Annotated in this window: 9 protein-coding genes; 4 read left to right on the forward strand and 5 right to left on the reverse strand. The window is 68.3% G+C overall.

The genetic code is table 11. The annotated features are described in order from the left end of the window. Window positions 1-22: 22 nt before the first annotated feature. From mrdA to ACZ5R1_RS17670, 5 genes are read right to left on the reverse strand one after another with little or no spacing between them, the layout of a single operon-like run. Window positions 23-1,930, reverse strand: a complete 1,908-nt coding sequence (gene mrdA, locus ACZ5R1_RS17650; RefSeq protein WP_027602475.1) for a penicillin-binding protein 2 — start codon at window positions 1,928-1,930, stop codon at window positions 23-25. 12 nt (window positions 1,931-1,942) lie between these two features. Beyond that, the gene (gene rlmH / locus ACZ5R1_RS17655; RefSeq protein WP_007159668.1) at window positions 1,943-2,410 is read right to left on the reverse strand and encodes a 23S rRNA (pseudouridine(1915)-N(3))-methyltransferase RlmH; all 468 of its coding nucleotides are present in this window, start codon (window positions 2,408-2,410) and stop codon (window positions 1,943-1,945) included. A 5-nt stretch (window positions 2,411-2,415) separates the two neighbouring features. Beyond that, window positions 2,416-2,766, reverse strand: a complete 351-nt coding sequence (gene rsfS / locus ACZ5R1_RS17660) for a ribosome silencing factor (RefSeq protein WP_007159669.1) — start codon at window positions 2,764-2,766, stop codon at window positions 2,416-2,418. Between the two features lie 10 nt (window positions 2,767-2,776). Then, the gene (gene nadD, locus ACZ5R1_RS17665; protein ID WP_027597202.1) at window positions 2,777-3,439 is read right to left on the reverse strand and encodes a nicotinate-nucleotide adenylyltransferase; all 663 of its coding nucleotides are present in this window, start codon (window positions 3,437-3,439) and stop codon (window positions 2,777-2,779) included. Next, complete coding sequence (locus ACZ5R1_RS17670; RefSeq protein ID WP_042136292.1) at window positions 3,439-4,704, reverse strand: glutamate-5-semialdehyde dehydrogenase; 1,266 nt, start codon at window positions 4,702-4,704, stop codon at window positions 3,439-3,441. Before ACZ5R1_RS17670 ends, nadD begins: the two co-directional genes overlap by 1 nt. Before the next feature lie 252 nt (window positions 4,705-4,956). On the opposite strand from ACZ5R1_RS17670, the gene ACZ5R1_RS17675 reads away from it, so the two are divergent. The 4 genes from ACZ5R1_RS17675 (at window position 4,957) to bcsB (ending at window position 13,820) form a co-directional block, all read left to right on the forward strand. After that, the gene (locus ACZ5R1_RS17675; RefSeq protein ID WP_115945850.1) at window positions 4,957-7,974 is read left to right on the forward strand and encodes a cellulose biosynthesis protein BcsC; all 3,018 of its coding nucleotides are present in this window, start codon (window positions 4,957-4,959) and stop codon (window positions 7,972-7,974) included. A 364-nt stretch (window positions 7,975-8,338) separates the two neighbouring features. Continuing rightward, window positions 8,339-9,394 (forward strand): cellulose synthase operon protein YhjQ/BcsQ, encoded by a 1,056-nt coding sequence (locus ACZ5R1_RS17680; protein ID WP_181902029.1) that lies wholly within the window; start codon window positions 8,339-8,341, stop codon window positions 9,392-9,394. Between the two features lie 2 nt (window positions 9,395-9,396). Beyond that, the gene (gene bcsA, locus ACZ5R1_RS17685) at window positions 9,397-11,595 is read left to right on the forward strand and encodes a UDP-forming cellulose synthase catalytic subunit (protein ID WP_464712624.1); all 2,199 of its coding nucleotides are present in this window, start codon (window positions 9,397-9,399) and stop codon (window positions 11,593-11,595) included. Continuing rightward, window positions 11,592-13,820 carry a cellulose biosynthesis cyclic di-GMP-binding regulatory protein BcsB gene (bcsB, locus tag ACZ5R1_RS17690; protein ID WP_077171793.1) on the forward strand — a complete coding sequence of 743 codons (2,229 nt, stop codon included), beginning with the start codon at window positions 11,592-11,594 and terminating at the stop codon, window positions 13,818-13,820. The genes bcsA and bcsB overlap by 4 nt, the downstream gene beginning before the upstream one ends. Window position 13,821: the final 1 nt, after the last annotated feature.

The following is a 13,821-nucleotide window of genomic DNA, read 5'->3' on the forward strand; positions in this document are numbered from 1 at the left end:
CGATCGAAGTTGGGAGCAAGACTCATGGCTGCACCTTGGTCGCGGCGGCGGTCGCCCCGGCGGTAGTCGGCTTGGCGTACTCGGCCTTGAGATGGCCCTGGTCATCGAGCAGCCAGGCGTCGAGCACCTGACGCGCGACCGGGCCGGCCACGGCGCCACCCGACTCCCCGTTCTCGACCATCACCGCCACGGCGATCTGCGGATTGTCCACCGGGGCGAAGGCGACGAACAGGGCGTGGTCGCGGTGGCGTTCCTTGAGCGCGGCCGAGTTGTACTTCTCGTTCTGGCGAATGGCGACCACCTGGGCGGTACCGCTCTTGCCGGCGATGCGGTACTGGGCACCGACGTTGAGCTTGTGGGCGGTGCCGCGCGGATTCTGCACCACCATTTCCATGCCGTGGATGGCCCTGTCCCAGTAGCTCGGGTCCTTCAGGTCGATATCGGGCATGGGGTTGGGATCCGCCGGCGGCTGGCCGTCGAGGGTCTTGGCCAGGTGCGGCCGGATCCACTGGCCATGGCTGGCGATCAGCGAGGTGACCTGAGCCAGTTGCAGCGGAGTCACCTGCATGTAGCCCTGGCCGATCCCGAGGATCAGCGTCTCGCCGGGGAACCAGGCCTGGCGGCGGGTGGCGCGCTTCCACTGGCGCGACGGCATCAGCCCCGGCGCTTCCTCGAACATGTCCAGGGCGACCTTCTGGCCGAGGCCGAACTTGCCCATGTATTCGGAGAGGCGATCGATGCCGATCTTGTGGGCGAGGTCGTAGAAGTAGGTGTCGTTGGACCTCATCAGGGCCGTATCCATGTCCACGTAGCCGTCGCCGCCGTGGTTCCAGTTGCGGTACTTGTGATCGTAGTTGGGCAACTCGTAGTAGCCCGGATCGAAGACCCTGGCCTGGGGCGTGGTGGCGCCGGTGTCGAGACCGGCGATGGCCACCGCCGGCTTGATGGTCGAACCGGGCGGATAGAGGCCGCGCAGCACCCGGTTGTAGAGCGGGCGATCGATGGAGTCGCGCAGCTCGGAATATTCCTTGAAGCTGATCCCGGTGACGAAGGGATTGGGGTCGTAGCTCGGCTGGCTGACCATGGCCAGCACCTCGCCGGTCTTGGGCTGGATGGCGACGATGGCCCCGCGACGTCCGCCCAGGGCGGCTTCGGCGGCGGCCTGCAGCCGCGAGTCGATGGTCAGGACGATGTCCTTGCCCGGCTTGGGGTCGGTGCGATTGAGCACCCGCAAGACCCGACCACGGGCGTTGGTCTCGACCTCTTCGTAGCCCACCTCGCCGTGCAGTTCGGGCTCGTAGAAGCGCTCCACGCCGGTCTTGCCGATGTGGTGGGTGCCGCTGTAGTTGACCGGATCCAGGCGCTTGAGCTCCTGTTCGTTGATCCGCCCGACATAGCCCACCGAATGGGCGAAGTGCTCGCCCATGGGATAGTGCCGCACCAGCTGCGCCGTCACCTCGACCCCGGGCAGGCGGAACTGGTTGACGGCGATCTTGGCGATCTGCTCCTCGGTCAGCTCGAACAGCACCGGCACCGGCTCGAACGGCCGCCGCCCCTGCTTCATGCGCTTCTCGAAGAGTTCGCGGTCTTCCTCGGTCAGCCCCAGCACCTGCACCAGGGTATCGAGGGTCTGCCGCCAGTTGTCGGCCCGCTCCCGGGTGATGGTCAGGCTGAAGCTGGGGCGGTTGTCGGCGACGATGATGCCGTTGCGGTCGTAGATCAGGCCGCGGGTGGGCGGGATCGGCTGGACATGGACCCGGTTGTTTTCCGACAGGGTCGAGTGGTAGTCGTGCTGGATGACCTGCAGGTAGTACATGCGCGCCACCAGTACGCAGGCGAGCACGAGAAAGAGCACCGCCCCGACGGTCACGCGGGCGCGGACGAGCTGGGCGTCTTTCTCGTGGTCCTTGAGGCGTATGGGTTGCGACATCGCAGGTACGGACTACTTGTGATACGGATGGCCGGCCAGTACGGTCCAGGCGCGATAGAGCTGCTCACCAACGAGGATGCGCACCAGAGGATGCGGCAGGGTCAGCGGCGAGAGCGACCAGCGCTGTTCGCTGCGCGCCTGCACCTCGGGAGCGAGACCCTCGGGACCGCCGACCATGAGGTTGACGGTCCGGGCTTCCAGGCGCCACTGCTGGAGTGTTTCAGCCAGTTGCTCGGTGCTCCAGGGCTTGCCGGTGACCTCCAGGGTCACCACGCGCTCGCCCGGCTGCACCTTGGCCAGCATGGCCTCACCCTCCTGGCGGATCAGCCGGGCGACATCGGCGTTCTTGCCCCGGGTCTGCAGCGGGATCTCGACGAGTTCCAGCGGCAGTTCCGGCGGCAGACGCTTGACGTACTCGTGCCAGCCCTCTTCGACCCAGCGCGGCATGCGCGAGCCGACGGCGATGAGACGCAGGCGCACCGGGCTTATTCGCCGTGGGCGGCGCGGCTCTGCTCGGCACCGCGCCAGAGGCGCTCGAGGTCATAGAACTCGCGGGTGGTCGGCAGCATCACGTGGACGACCACGTCGCCCAGGTCGAGCAGCGCCCATTCGCCGCCTTCCAGGCCTTCGCTGCCCAGCGGGCGCACGCCCTGCTGCTTGACCTTTTCCAGCACGTTGTCGGCCAGCGACTTGACGTGGCGGCTGGAGGTGCCGCTGGCGATGACCATGATGTCGGTCACGCTGGTCTTTTCCCGCACGTCCAGGGAGATGATGTCCTGGGCCTTCATGTCTTCCAGGGCGGCGATGGCCACCTGGACGAGTTGTTCGCTTTGCATGGTGTAGCTCTTACCTCGGTTCGGAGGACGCCGGATAGAGGCCGTGCGTCCGGATGTAGTCAAGCACGGCATCGGGCACCAGGAAGCGGATGGACTTCCCGGTGGCCAAGAGGCCGCGGATCTGGGTGGCGGACACCGCGAGCGGGTTCTGCCAGATAAAGGTGATCTGCCCGCCCGGCCCCTTGAGGGCCTGGGGATCGGGCTGACTGCGCGCCGCCAGGAAATCGCGCAATTCCTGGCAGGGCTCGCTGTCGGCGTCGGGTCGTTGCAGGACCAGGATGTGGCACAGCTCCAGCAACTCGCGCCAGCGGTGCCAACTCGGCAGGCCGCAGAAGGCGTCCCAGCCCAGCATGAGCAACAGCTGCACCTCATCGCCAAGTTCGGCGCGCAGGCTTTCCAGGGTCTCTATGGTATAGGAGTGGCGCGTCCGGCGCAGTTCCCGGTCATCGACCACCAGGGTCGCGACGTCGGCCACCGCCAGGCGCACCATCGCCAGGCGATCCTCGGCGGAGACGCTGGGCGCCTCGCGATGGGGCGGCCGGGCACTGGGGATCAGCCGCAATTCGTCCAGCGCCAGGGCCTCGGCCACCTCGAGCGCCGCGCGCAGGTGACCGATGTGCACGGGATCGAAGGTACCGCCGAACAAGCCGATGCGGGTGGGCAGGCTGCTCATCAGCTGCGGACGTGACCGTCACCGAAGACCACGTATTTCTCGCTGGTCAGTCCTTCCAGGCCCACCGGCCCGCGGGCGTGCAGCTTGTCGGTGGAGATGCCGATCTCGGCCCCCAGGCCGTATTCGAAGCCGTCGGCGAAGCGCGTGGAGGCATTGACCATCACCGACGCCGAATCGACCTCGGTCAGGAAACGCCGGGCGTCGCTGAAATTCTCGGTGACGATGGCATCGGTATGCTGCGAGCCATAGGCATTGATGTGCTCGATGGCCGCATCGAGGCCATCCACCACCCGAATGGACAGGATCGGCGCGTTGTATTCGGTGCGCCAGTCTTCTTCGCTGGCCAGCAGGACGTCGGTGCCGAGCAGCGCTCGGGTCCGCTCGCAGCCGCGCAGCTCCACCTGCTTGTCGCGATAGATGGCGGCCAGGGGCGGCAACACCCGCTCCGCGATGGCCGCATGGACCAGCAGCGTCTCCATGGTGTTGCAGGGCGCATAGCGCTGGGTCTTGGCGTTGTCGGCGATGCGAATGGCCTTGTCGACGTCGGCAGCGCGGTCGATGTAGACGTGGCAGATACCGTCCAGGTGCTTGATCACCGGTACCCGGGCATCGCGACTGATGCGCTCGATCAGGCTCTTGCCACCCCGCGGCACGATGACGTCGACGTATTCGGGCATGGTGATCAGCGCGCCCACGGCTGCGCGGTCGGTGGTCTCCACCACCTGGACCAGCTCAGCCGGCAGCTCGGCTTCGGCCAGACCGGCCTGGATGCAGGCGGCGATGGCCTGGTTGGAATGGATGGCTTCGGAGCCGCCGCGCAGGATGGTGGCATTGCCGGACTTGAGGCAAAGACTGGCCGCATCGATGGTCACATTGGGACGCGACTCGTAGATGATGCCGATGACGCCCAGCGGCACGCGCATCTTGCCCAGCTGGATGCCCGAGGGCACGTATCTCATGTCGCGGATTTCGCCGATGGGATCGGGCAGCGTCGCCACCTGGCGCAGACCTTCGATCATGTCGTCGATGCGCTGGGGCGTCAGCGCCAGGCGATCCAGCATGGCAGGGTCCAGACCGTTGGCGCGCGCAGCGGCCAGGTCCTGCTCATTGGCCGCGGTCAGCTCGGCACGGCGAGCGTCCAGGGCGGTGGCGGCCGCGAGCAAGGCGCGGTTCTTCTGGGCGGTGCTCGCCCGGGCGGCGACCCGCGACGCGGCACGGGCAGCCTGGCCAAGACGGGTCATGTAGGCGGAGACGGACTCGGTCATGGTCGGCGGCCTGCGAAAGACGGTGGGAAAGCCGCAGAGTATAGCGTCGCCGGGCCCTGCGCGGCCAGCGCCGAGGGGCCTGGCGATGGCATTCGCCTGCTCGATTTGGTTGACTCGCCACGGCCTGTCGGGAATCATCCGCGGCTGTATTTGCCGTTCAGCTTGCGTTCAGCTATTCCCTTATAGCCGAAATCGTCCCCAGCTCTGCGCCAGGTGCTGCAGCGACGCCTACCAGTCTTCACGGAAAGAACCATGCCCAAGCACCTCACCTTGTCCCTTGGTCTGCTCGCCCTGCTGATTCATGCCGACGCGACCTGGGCCGCCGCTGCCGACGCCGCGCCGAGCGCGGCCGCCGTCCAGGCCCTGGAAGCCCAGCTGAAGAAGACGCCCCAGGATCCGGACGCTCTGGGCAAGCTGGGCAGTGCCCGCCTGGCGCAGCAGCGCTGGACCGATGCCGAGCAGTTGCTGACCCAGGCCGTGCAGAAAGGCGGCAAGACCTGGCAGCCGGCGCTGGACGAGGCGCGCTACCACCACCTGCTGGAACGCGCCCATGCCGCCGAGAACAAGCGCGAGCTGGACCAGGCGCGGGATCTCAGCGTGGAAGCCATCCGCCTGAAGCCCGAAGCGGTCGAGGCGCAACTGTTCCTGGCCGGTATCCAGAGCCAGAAGCGCCAATGGGAACTGGCCGAGGCCACCTACCGCCAGGTGCTGATGCGCGAGCCGGCCAACGTCGACGCCTACTACGGACGCATCGCCGCGCTCAACGAGCTGGGCCGCACCGAGGAAGCCCTGCAACTCACCAAGAATCTACAGCCGAGCGCCAAGAATCAGGTCAAGGGCCTGGATCGCCTGCGCGCCGGCCAGGCCATGCAGGAAGCCGAAGCCGCCGAGGCGCGGGGCGATCTGCAGGGTGCCTCGCGCCTGCTGGAACAGGCGCGCCAGGAGTCCCCGGAGGATCCCTGGCTGCGCCTGGCCCAGGCTCGCCTGGAGGTCCGCCAGGGCCGGCCGCGCGCCGCCCGCGACCTGGTGGACAGTCTGGTCAAGGATGGCGCCCAGCGCCCCGAGGTGCTCTATGCCAGCGCCCTGCTGTCCAACGAGCTGGGCGAATACCCGCGCGCCATGCAGACCCTGATGCGTATTCCCCAGGCGCAGCGTTCGCCGGACATGAACGCCCTGGCCGCGCGCATCACCTTCAACGAACAACTGGCCGAGACCGTGGCCCTGGCCAAGCAGGGTCGCCGCGAGGAAGCGCGCAGCCTGATGCAGCGCCTGGAAGCCCGCGCCGGTCGCAATCCGGATCTGATCGGCGACCTGGCCGAGGCCTTCGCCATCGCCGGCGATCCCGAGCACGGCCTGGCCCTGCTCAAGCCGATGATCACCGGCGATACCCGCCCGGCGCCCGCCATGCAGCTGCACTACGCCAGCATCCAGCTGCAGCTGAACCAGGACCAGACCGTGGGCAACGTCCTGCGCGACCTGCAGGGCGTGGTGCTCGACAGCGGCGAGAAGCAGCAGTACGACGACCTCCTCGCCCGCTATCGCATCCGTCAGGCCGACCGCCTCACCGACCAGGGCAAGCTGGCCGCCGCCTACGACACCCTGGCCCCGGCGCTCAAGGCCCGTCCCGACGACAAGGCCGCCCAGGCCGCCCTGGCGCGCATGTACCTGGCCAGCGGCGACACCCAGAAGGCGCGCCAGCTCTATCGCGACGTGCTCAGCGACCAGCCGAAGGACGCCGAGCTCTATCTGGGCGCCGCCGAGATCGCCGCCAAGTCCCAGGACAGCGTCACCGCCCGCCAGTACCTTGACCAGGCGGTCAAGCTGGGCCAGAGCGATCCCCTGGTGCTGCGCCGCGCCGCCCTGCTCTACCGCGACATCGGCATGGCCGGTACCGCCACCGGCCTGCTGGAGCAGGTGGTCCAGGTGGAGCGCAAGGATCGCGAATCCGCGGCCCGCGCCGCCGGTGCCAGCGACAACCCCTTTGCCGCCCTGCCCGGCCAGACCCGCAGCGCTGACGCCCTGGCCGCCGTTCCGGCCGCCGCGGGTGGCAACGCCGGCAGCGCCGACTACGCCTGGAGCGATCCGCTGCAGGCGCAGAAGGCTGCCAACAACCCCTTCAGCGACCTGTCCGTGGTGCCCACCAGCAGCCTGTCGAGCAGCCTGGCCACCGAGCAGATCCTCGGCCAGCTGCAGCGCGAGCGCAGCATCCGCATTACCCAGGGCCTCAGCGTACGCAGCTACGACCCCAGTGGCAGTTCGCGCCAGACCACCGTCAGCGCGCCGCTGGAGATCTCCTTCCCCGCTGGCGACCAGCGCCTGGCCGTGCGCGTCACCCCGACGCGCATCAACGACAGCAGCAGCGACGGCAGCCAGAAGGAAAACGGCGTGGCGGCGTCCATCGCCGTGGAAGACGCGGGCCGCGGGCTCAAGGGCGACATCGGCGTCTCGCCGGTGGGCCTGAGATACAGCACCGTGGTTGGCGGCGCGACCCTGGAGCGCCCGCTGAGCAGCCTCAGCGAGAACCTGCTCTATGCCCTGAGCGTATCGCGCCGTTCGGTGACCGATTCCCTGGCGTCCTATGGCGGCATCCGCGATCCGCGCACCGGCCAGGAGTGGGGCGGCGTCACCGCCAACGGCGGCCTGGCGCGGCTGAGATACGACGACGGCCGTTACGGCTCCTACATCTATGGCGCGGCCCATCGCCTGACCGGCCACGACGTCAAGGACAACGACCGCTTCGAGATCGGCACCGGCGTCTACTACTACCTGCGCAATGGCCCGGACAGCCTGTTCACCGTGGGCCTCTCGGCCACCGCGATCGGCTACGACAACAACCAGAACCACCTGACCTACGGCCATGGCGGCTACTTCAGCCCGCAGCGCTACTTCGCCATCGGCGTACCCCTGGTGTGGGCGCAGCGCGGCGATCTCTGGGCCTACCAGGTGCAGGGCGTGCTGGGCGTGCAGACCATTCGCCAGGACGCCGCGGATCGCTATCCGGACGACGCTGCCCTGCAGGCCGCCGCGGAAGCCGCAGGCCAAGGCCAGTACGGCAGCAAGAGCAAAACCGGCGTGGCCTACAGCCTCTCCGCCAATGGCGAATACCGCCTCAGCGGGCAATTCGCCCTGGGCGGTCGCCTGGGCCTGGACAATGCCCAGGACGAGCGCGACGTCAACGGCAACCTCTATCTGCGCTACTTCTTCGAAGAGCAGGAAGGCCGACCGCAACTCTCGCGGCCGCAGCCCTACCGCTCGCGCAACGAGGAATAAGCAAAAGGCCCGCACCTGCGGGCCTTTTTTCTTGCCGGCGCACCCTGCCCAGCGCCGCCGAAACGACCGCTCGTCCCCGCGTTCGTCGCCACCGCGACCGCCCCGTCCCCGCGTCATGCCTTTCGTCCGCACGGCGCCAGGCGTGACGTTGACGGGTGCCCGAGGTGATCTAAACATTGAAGCGAGCCGGCGCTGAAAAGCGAGACGATCCGTTCGCTCCGCTTCGATGCCCGCATACGCATTTTCAATTGGTGCGTCACGAACTCCGCGTGACAGTATCCACAAAAAATGACACCTGATGGCGTTTAGCCATAATTTTGACGTCAAGCATTCACGCAGACCCTTCACCTTTTCGGAAGTCGCCATGGTCCGTTCGCTGGATATTGCCAATCTGTTCCGCTCCTTCGGCGGTGATCCCCAGCGCTACCATGAGTTCGAAGCCCCCGAGCCGGTGCCCCACGAAGCCCTTTTGCCAGCCGCAGCTCAGCCGCAGCCTGCGCCGAGCGCCCAGGCCGAAGCGGTCGTCACGGTGGCCGAGGCGGCCGCTCAGGCTGAACCGGACGCCCTGCCCCCGCTGTCGCGGCAGTTGGCGCAGCTGCACAGCAGCCGCCAGGCCAACCAGGCGGTCGCCGCCCTGGACCAGGCGCTGAGTCGCACGCTGCCGCGGTTGGCCGGTCCGGTGCTGGCACTGATGTCGGCCCGGGGCGGCACCGGCAAGACGGTCATCGCCGCGGGCCTGGCCCAGGCGTTGAGCCGCAGCGGCCAGCCGGTGCTGCTGGTGGAGCTGGACAGTCAGAACGTGCTGTCTTCGCTGTTGCTGCAGGAAGCGTCGTCCACCACCGGCTCGGTCAGGGCGCCGCTTTCCGTCTGCCTAGCGGTAGACGAGCGCCTGCGCCTGGTGCCCTTTGGCGCCCCCGACGAGCTGGATCTGCAGGCCTTGGAGCAGGCCCTGGCCACCGACACCCAGTGGCTGACCCGCCGCCTGCAGGCGCTGGACGTCCCGGCCGATACCCTGGTGATCCTCGACTGCCCCACGGGCTCGACGCCCCTGAGTCGTCAGGCCCTGGCCCTGGCCACCCGGATCCTGGGGGTGACGACCGCGGATGCGACCGGTTACGCCAGTCTGCCGCGCCTCGAACGCCAGTGGCAGCGCTGCAGCGGCCAGGTCACTCCGCTGCACCTGCTCAACCGGGTCGATCCCGCCCGCCCCCTGAGCCAGGACATCGCCGCCATCGTGGCGCAATCCTGGGGCGAACGCCTGCTGGGCGTACTGCCGGAAAGCCCCGATCTGGAGCAGGCCCTAGCCCTGGGCCAGGGTCTGGCCAGCGTCCAGGACGCCTGGGCGCGTGGCCTGGCCGAGCTGGGCGAGGCCTTGCTCGGCGATCTTCGCTCGCCCGTGCAGCACGCCGCGCGCGCCTAGCCATGAGCTTTCTCGACCGCCTGGAACAGGTTCGCCAGCGCCGCGCGGCGCGCGCTGCCGACGCCCCGCCGGTGCCGCCCGCGGCGCCGCTGTGGCTGCAGCTGTTCGCCTGGACGGCCGCCGCGTTGCTGGGCGCCCTGCTGGTGAGCGTGCCCCTGGCGCTGGAAGAACAGGCGGCGTTCGCCGTCGGCTGCTTCGGCGCGGCCCTGATGCTGCGTCGGCTGCCCGGACGGCTGCCGGTGATCGCGCTGATCCTGCTGTCGCTGCTGGCGTCGCTGCGCTATCTCTACTGGCGCCTGACCAGCACCCTGGGCTTCGAGACGCCGCTGGAAATGATGCTCGGCTACGGGCTGGTGGCCGCCGAACTCTATGCCCTGGCGGTGCTGGTGTTCGGCTACCTGCAGACCATCTGGCCGCTGCGCCGCACGCCGGTCCCGCTGCCCGCCGACCCGGCCGCCTGGCCCACCGTGGACGTTTTCATCCCCACCTACAACGAAGCCCTGAGCATCGTGAAGCTGTCGATCCTGGCGGCCCAGGCCATCGACTGGCCACGCGACAAGCTGCGGGTGCACGTACTCGATGACGGTCGTCGCGAGGACTTCCGCCACTTCTGCGCGACCGCCGGCGTCTCCTACCTGGTGCGCGAGAACAACGAGCACGCCAAGGCCGGCAATCTCAATGCGGCGCTCAAGGTGACCGACGGCGAGTACATCGCCATCTTCGATGCCGACCACGTGCCGACCCGCTCCTTCCTGCAGGTCTGCCTGGGCTGGTTCCTCAAGGACCCGCAGCTGGCCATGCTGCAGACCCCTCACTTCTTCTTTTCCCCGGATCCCTTCGAGAAGAATCTCAAGACCTTTCGCACCGTGCCCAACGAGGGCGAGCTGTTCTACGGCCTGGTGCAGGATGGCAACGACCTGTGGAATGCCACCTTCTTCTGCGGCTCCTGCGCGGTGATCCGGCGCACCATGCTGGAAGAGGTCGGCGGCGTGGCCACCGAGACGGTGACCGAAGACGCCCACACCGCGCTCAAGCTCAACCGACTCGGCTACAACACCGCCTACCTGGGCATTCCCCAGGCCGCCGGCCTGGCCACCGAGAGCCTGTCGCGCCATATCGCCCAGCGCATCCGCTGGGCCCGCGGCATGGCGCAGATCTTTCGCATGGACAATCCGCTGCTGGGCAAGGGCCTCGCCCTCGGCCAGCGGCTCTGCTACCTCAACGCCATGCTGCACTTCTTCTATGGCCTGCCGCGGCTGGTGTTCCTTACCGCACCGCTGGCCTATCTGCTGTTCGGTGCGCAGATCTTCCATGCCTCGGCGCTGCTGATCACCTGCTATGTGCTGCCCCATGTGCTGCACTCGAACCTCACCAACTCGCGCATCCAGGGCGAATTCCGCCACTCCTTCTGGAACGAGGTCTACGAGACGGTACTGGCCTGGTACATCCTCAGACCCACGCTGCTGGCGCTGATCAACCCGCGGCTGGGCAAGTTCAACGTCACCGACAAGGGCGGCATCATCGCCAGCGACTACTTCGACTGGGAGCTGGCGCGCCCCTACATCGTGCTGCTGGCGCTCAATCTGCTCGGCCTGGGCGTGGGTATCGGTCGGCTGTTCCTAGGCGATCCCGGGGCGGTGACCACGGTCGCTATCAACCTGGTCTGGACCCTCTACAACCTGGTGATCGCCAGTGCCGCGGTGGCCGTGGCCAGCGAGACGCGCCAGGTGCGCGCCGAACCCCGGGTGGCCGCCACGCTGCCGGCCGGACTCGTGCTCGCCGATGGCAGCCGCCTGGAATGCAGCACCCTGGACTTTTCCCAGAGCGGCATCGGCCTGAAGTTGCCCGCGGGCCTGCATCTGCCCGAGGGCAGCGCGGTAGAGGTCGAACTCAGCCGCAACGGTCGCAGCCGTCGCTTCCCGGCCACCGTGGCCTTCAGCCGCGCCGGCGCCGTGGGCACCCGCTTCGCCGAACTCAGCGTGACCGAACAGCGCGAGCTGGTGCGCATGACCTTTTCCCGCGCCGATCTCTGGGCCGAGGCCTGGGGCAATCACCGTCCGGATTCCCTGCTGGGCTCGCTGCGCGAGGTCAGTCAGATCGGCCTGCGCGGCATCGCCGATCTCAATCGCAACGTCTGGCGCCTGAGCCGACCTTCCCGGCGCACGGCGCCCTCCTCCTCCGCCTCCCTGGACCGCCCATGACCGTGTCGCTACGTCTCGCCCCCCTGCTGCTCGCCACCCTGGGTGCCGCGCCCGCCTTCGCCCTGGCCCAGAATGCGCCGCCGGTGGCGGTGGCCGGCAGCGGCTACGACAACAGCTTCAAGCAGCTCGGCGCGGTCTATCCCTTCAATCTGCGCGGCATCGACAGCCGGGACGGAGTCGGCTTCGACATTCGCGCCGACGAGATCGTCAGCGCCGCCAAGGTGACGCTGAACTACACCTATTCCCCGGCGCTGCTGCCGGAGTTGTCCCAGCTCAATGTGCTGGTCAACGACGAGGTCGCCGCCAGCATTCCGCTGCCCAAGGAAGGCGCCGGCACGCCCCAGACCCGGGTGGTGGACATCCCGCCGCGGCTGATCACCGAATTCAACCGGCTGAGCATCCAGCTGATCGGCCACTACACCATGCAGTGCGAAGACCCGCTGCACTCCAGCCTCTGGGCCAAGGTGAGCAATGGCAGCCGCCTGGACGTCCAGGTCAGTCGCCTGGACCTGGCCCCGGACCTGGCGCGCCTGCCGCAGCCGTTCTTCGATCGCCGCGATGCCCGGCAGCTGGAGCTGCCCTTCGTCATCGCCGGTGCGGCCGACAACGGCACCCTGGAGGCCGCCGGCACCCTGTCGTCCTGGTTCAGCGCCCTGGCCAGCTATCGCGGCGCCCGCTTTCCCAGCAGCCAGAACGCCCTGCCGGCCAAGGGCAATGCGGTGGTGCTGGTCACCAGCGAAGAGCGCGCCAAGACCCTTGGCCTGAGTCTGCCGGCACCGGCGACGGCGCGGGTCGACATCCTGGCCAACCCCTTCGATCCCCAGGGTCAGCTGCTGGTGATCTCCGGCCGCGATGCCAACGAACTCAAGCGCGCCGCGAGCGCCGTGGCCCTGGGTCACCAGACCCTCTCCGGCCAGAGCATGACCTTCGACACCCTGCAGGCGCTGCAACCGCGCAAGCCCTACGATGCGCCCAACTGGCTGCCCAGCGACCGACCGGTACGCCTGGGCGAACTGGCCACGCCCAAGCAACTGGCGGTCTCCGGCTATGACTCGGGTACCATGAGCGTGCCGCTACGGCTGCCGCCGGATCTGTTCCTCTGGCGCAACCAGGGGCTGCCGCTGCACCTCAGGTACCGCTACACCCCACAGCCGGTGGCGACCAATTCCTCGCTGCTGGTGAGTTTCAACGACCGCTTCGTGCAGTCCATCGCCCTGCCGTCCCAGGAACACCTGGACCAGGGCCTGCTGGGGCTGATCAAGGACGAGGAACTGCCGCGCGAAGCCGAGGTGCGGCTGCCGCTGGAGGGCGAGGCGCTGCAGGCCCGCCTGCAATTCCGCTTCATGTACGACTACCTCAAGCAGGGCGAATGCCGCGACGTCATCATCGACAACATGCGCGGCACCCTGGAACCGGATTCGACCCTGGATCTCTCCGGCTATCGGCACTTCATCGCCCTGCCCAACCTGGGCGTGTTCAAGGACAGCGGCTTTCCCTTCACTCGCCTGGCGGACCTGAGCGAAACCGCGGTGATCCTGCCCGATGCGCCCAGCGCGGCGGAGATCGACACCTACCTCAACGTGCTCGGCCGCTTCGGCAGCTCCACCGGCTATCCCGCCACCGCGGTCACCGTGGCCCGTGCCGGCGAGGTCGACGGCCTGGCCGACAAGGATCTACTGCTGATCGCCAGCGGCGCCGACCAGCCGCTGTTGCAACGCTGGGCCGCCCAGTTGCCCGCCGGCTTCACCGGCAACGGCCAGCGCTTCGAGGTATCCGACCTGGCGTTCAAGGTGCGCCAGTGGTTCGGCAGCGACAACGCGGCCAGCCTGGAGCGCAGTCGCGCGGCCCTGAGTGCCAGTGGCGGTGCCGGTACGGCCTTCGTCACCGGCTTCGAATCGCCGCTCAGGAGCGGTCGCAGCGTGGTGGCCCTGGTCGCCGCCCGCCCGGAGGGCCTGGCCGACATCAGCCGCGCCCTGACCACCCGGGAAGACTATGCCCAGGCATTGCAGGGCAGCCTGGCGACGGTGCGTGGCCAGCAGGTGGAAAGCCTGGTGGCCGACGAGACCTATCACGTCGGCAGCCTCGGGCCGCTGCTCTATGTTCGCTGGCAACTGGCTCGCCATCCGCTGCTGATGCTGGGCCTGAGCGCCCTGGGCGTGGCCCTGCTGGCCGGCCTGCTCCATGCGGCGCTGCGCGCCCGCGCCCGTCAGCGGCTGGAGCGCTAGA

This window comes from Pseudomonas sp. Pso3 (genome assembly GCF_055393275.1).

Excerpts from the sequence above, each read along its gene's own strand:
- mrdA (WP_027602475.1), bottom strand. The coding sequence starts at position 1,930 with ATGTCGCAACCCATACGCCTCAAGGACCACGAGAAAGACGCCCAGCTC.
- rsfS (WP_007159669.1), bottom strand. The coding sequence starts at position 2,766 with ATGCAAAGCGAACAACTCGTCCAGGTGGCCATCGCCGCCCTGGAAGAC.
- nadD (WP_027597202.1), bottom strand. The coding sequence starts at position 3,439 with ATGAGCAGCCTGCCCACCCGCATCGGCTTGTTCGGCGGTACCTTCGAT.
- ACZ5R1_RS17670 (WP_042136292.1), bottom strand. The coding sequence starts at position 4,704 with ATGACCGAGTCCGTCTCCGCCTACATGACCCGTCTTGGCCAGGCTGCC.
- ACZ5R1_RS17675 (WP_115945850.1), top strand. The coding sequence starts at position 4,957 with ATGCCCAAGCACCTCACCTTGTCCCTTGGTCTGCTCGCCCTGCTGATT.
- ACZ5R1_RS17680 (WP_181902029.1), top strand. The coding sequence starts at position 8,339 with ATGGTCCGTTCGCTGGATATTGCCAATCTGTTCCGCTCCTTCGGCGGT.
- bcsA (WP_464712624.1), top strand. The coding sequence starts at position 9,397 with ATGAGCTTTCTCGACCGCCTGGAACAGGTTCGCCAGCGCCGCGCGGCG.
- bcsB (WP_077171793.1), top strand. The coding sequence starts at position 11,592 with ATGACCGTGTCGCTACGTCTCGCCCCCCTGCTGCTCGCCACCCTGGGT.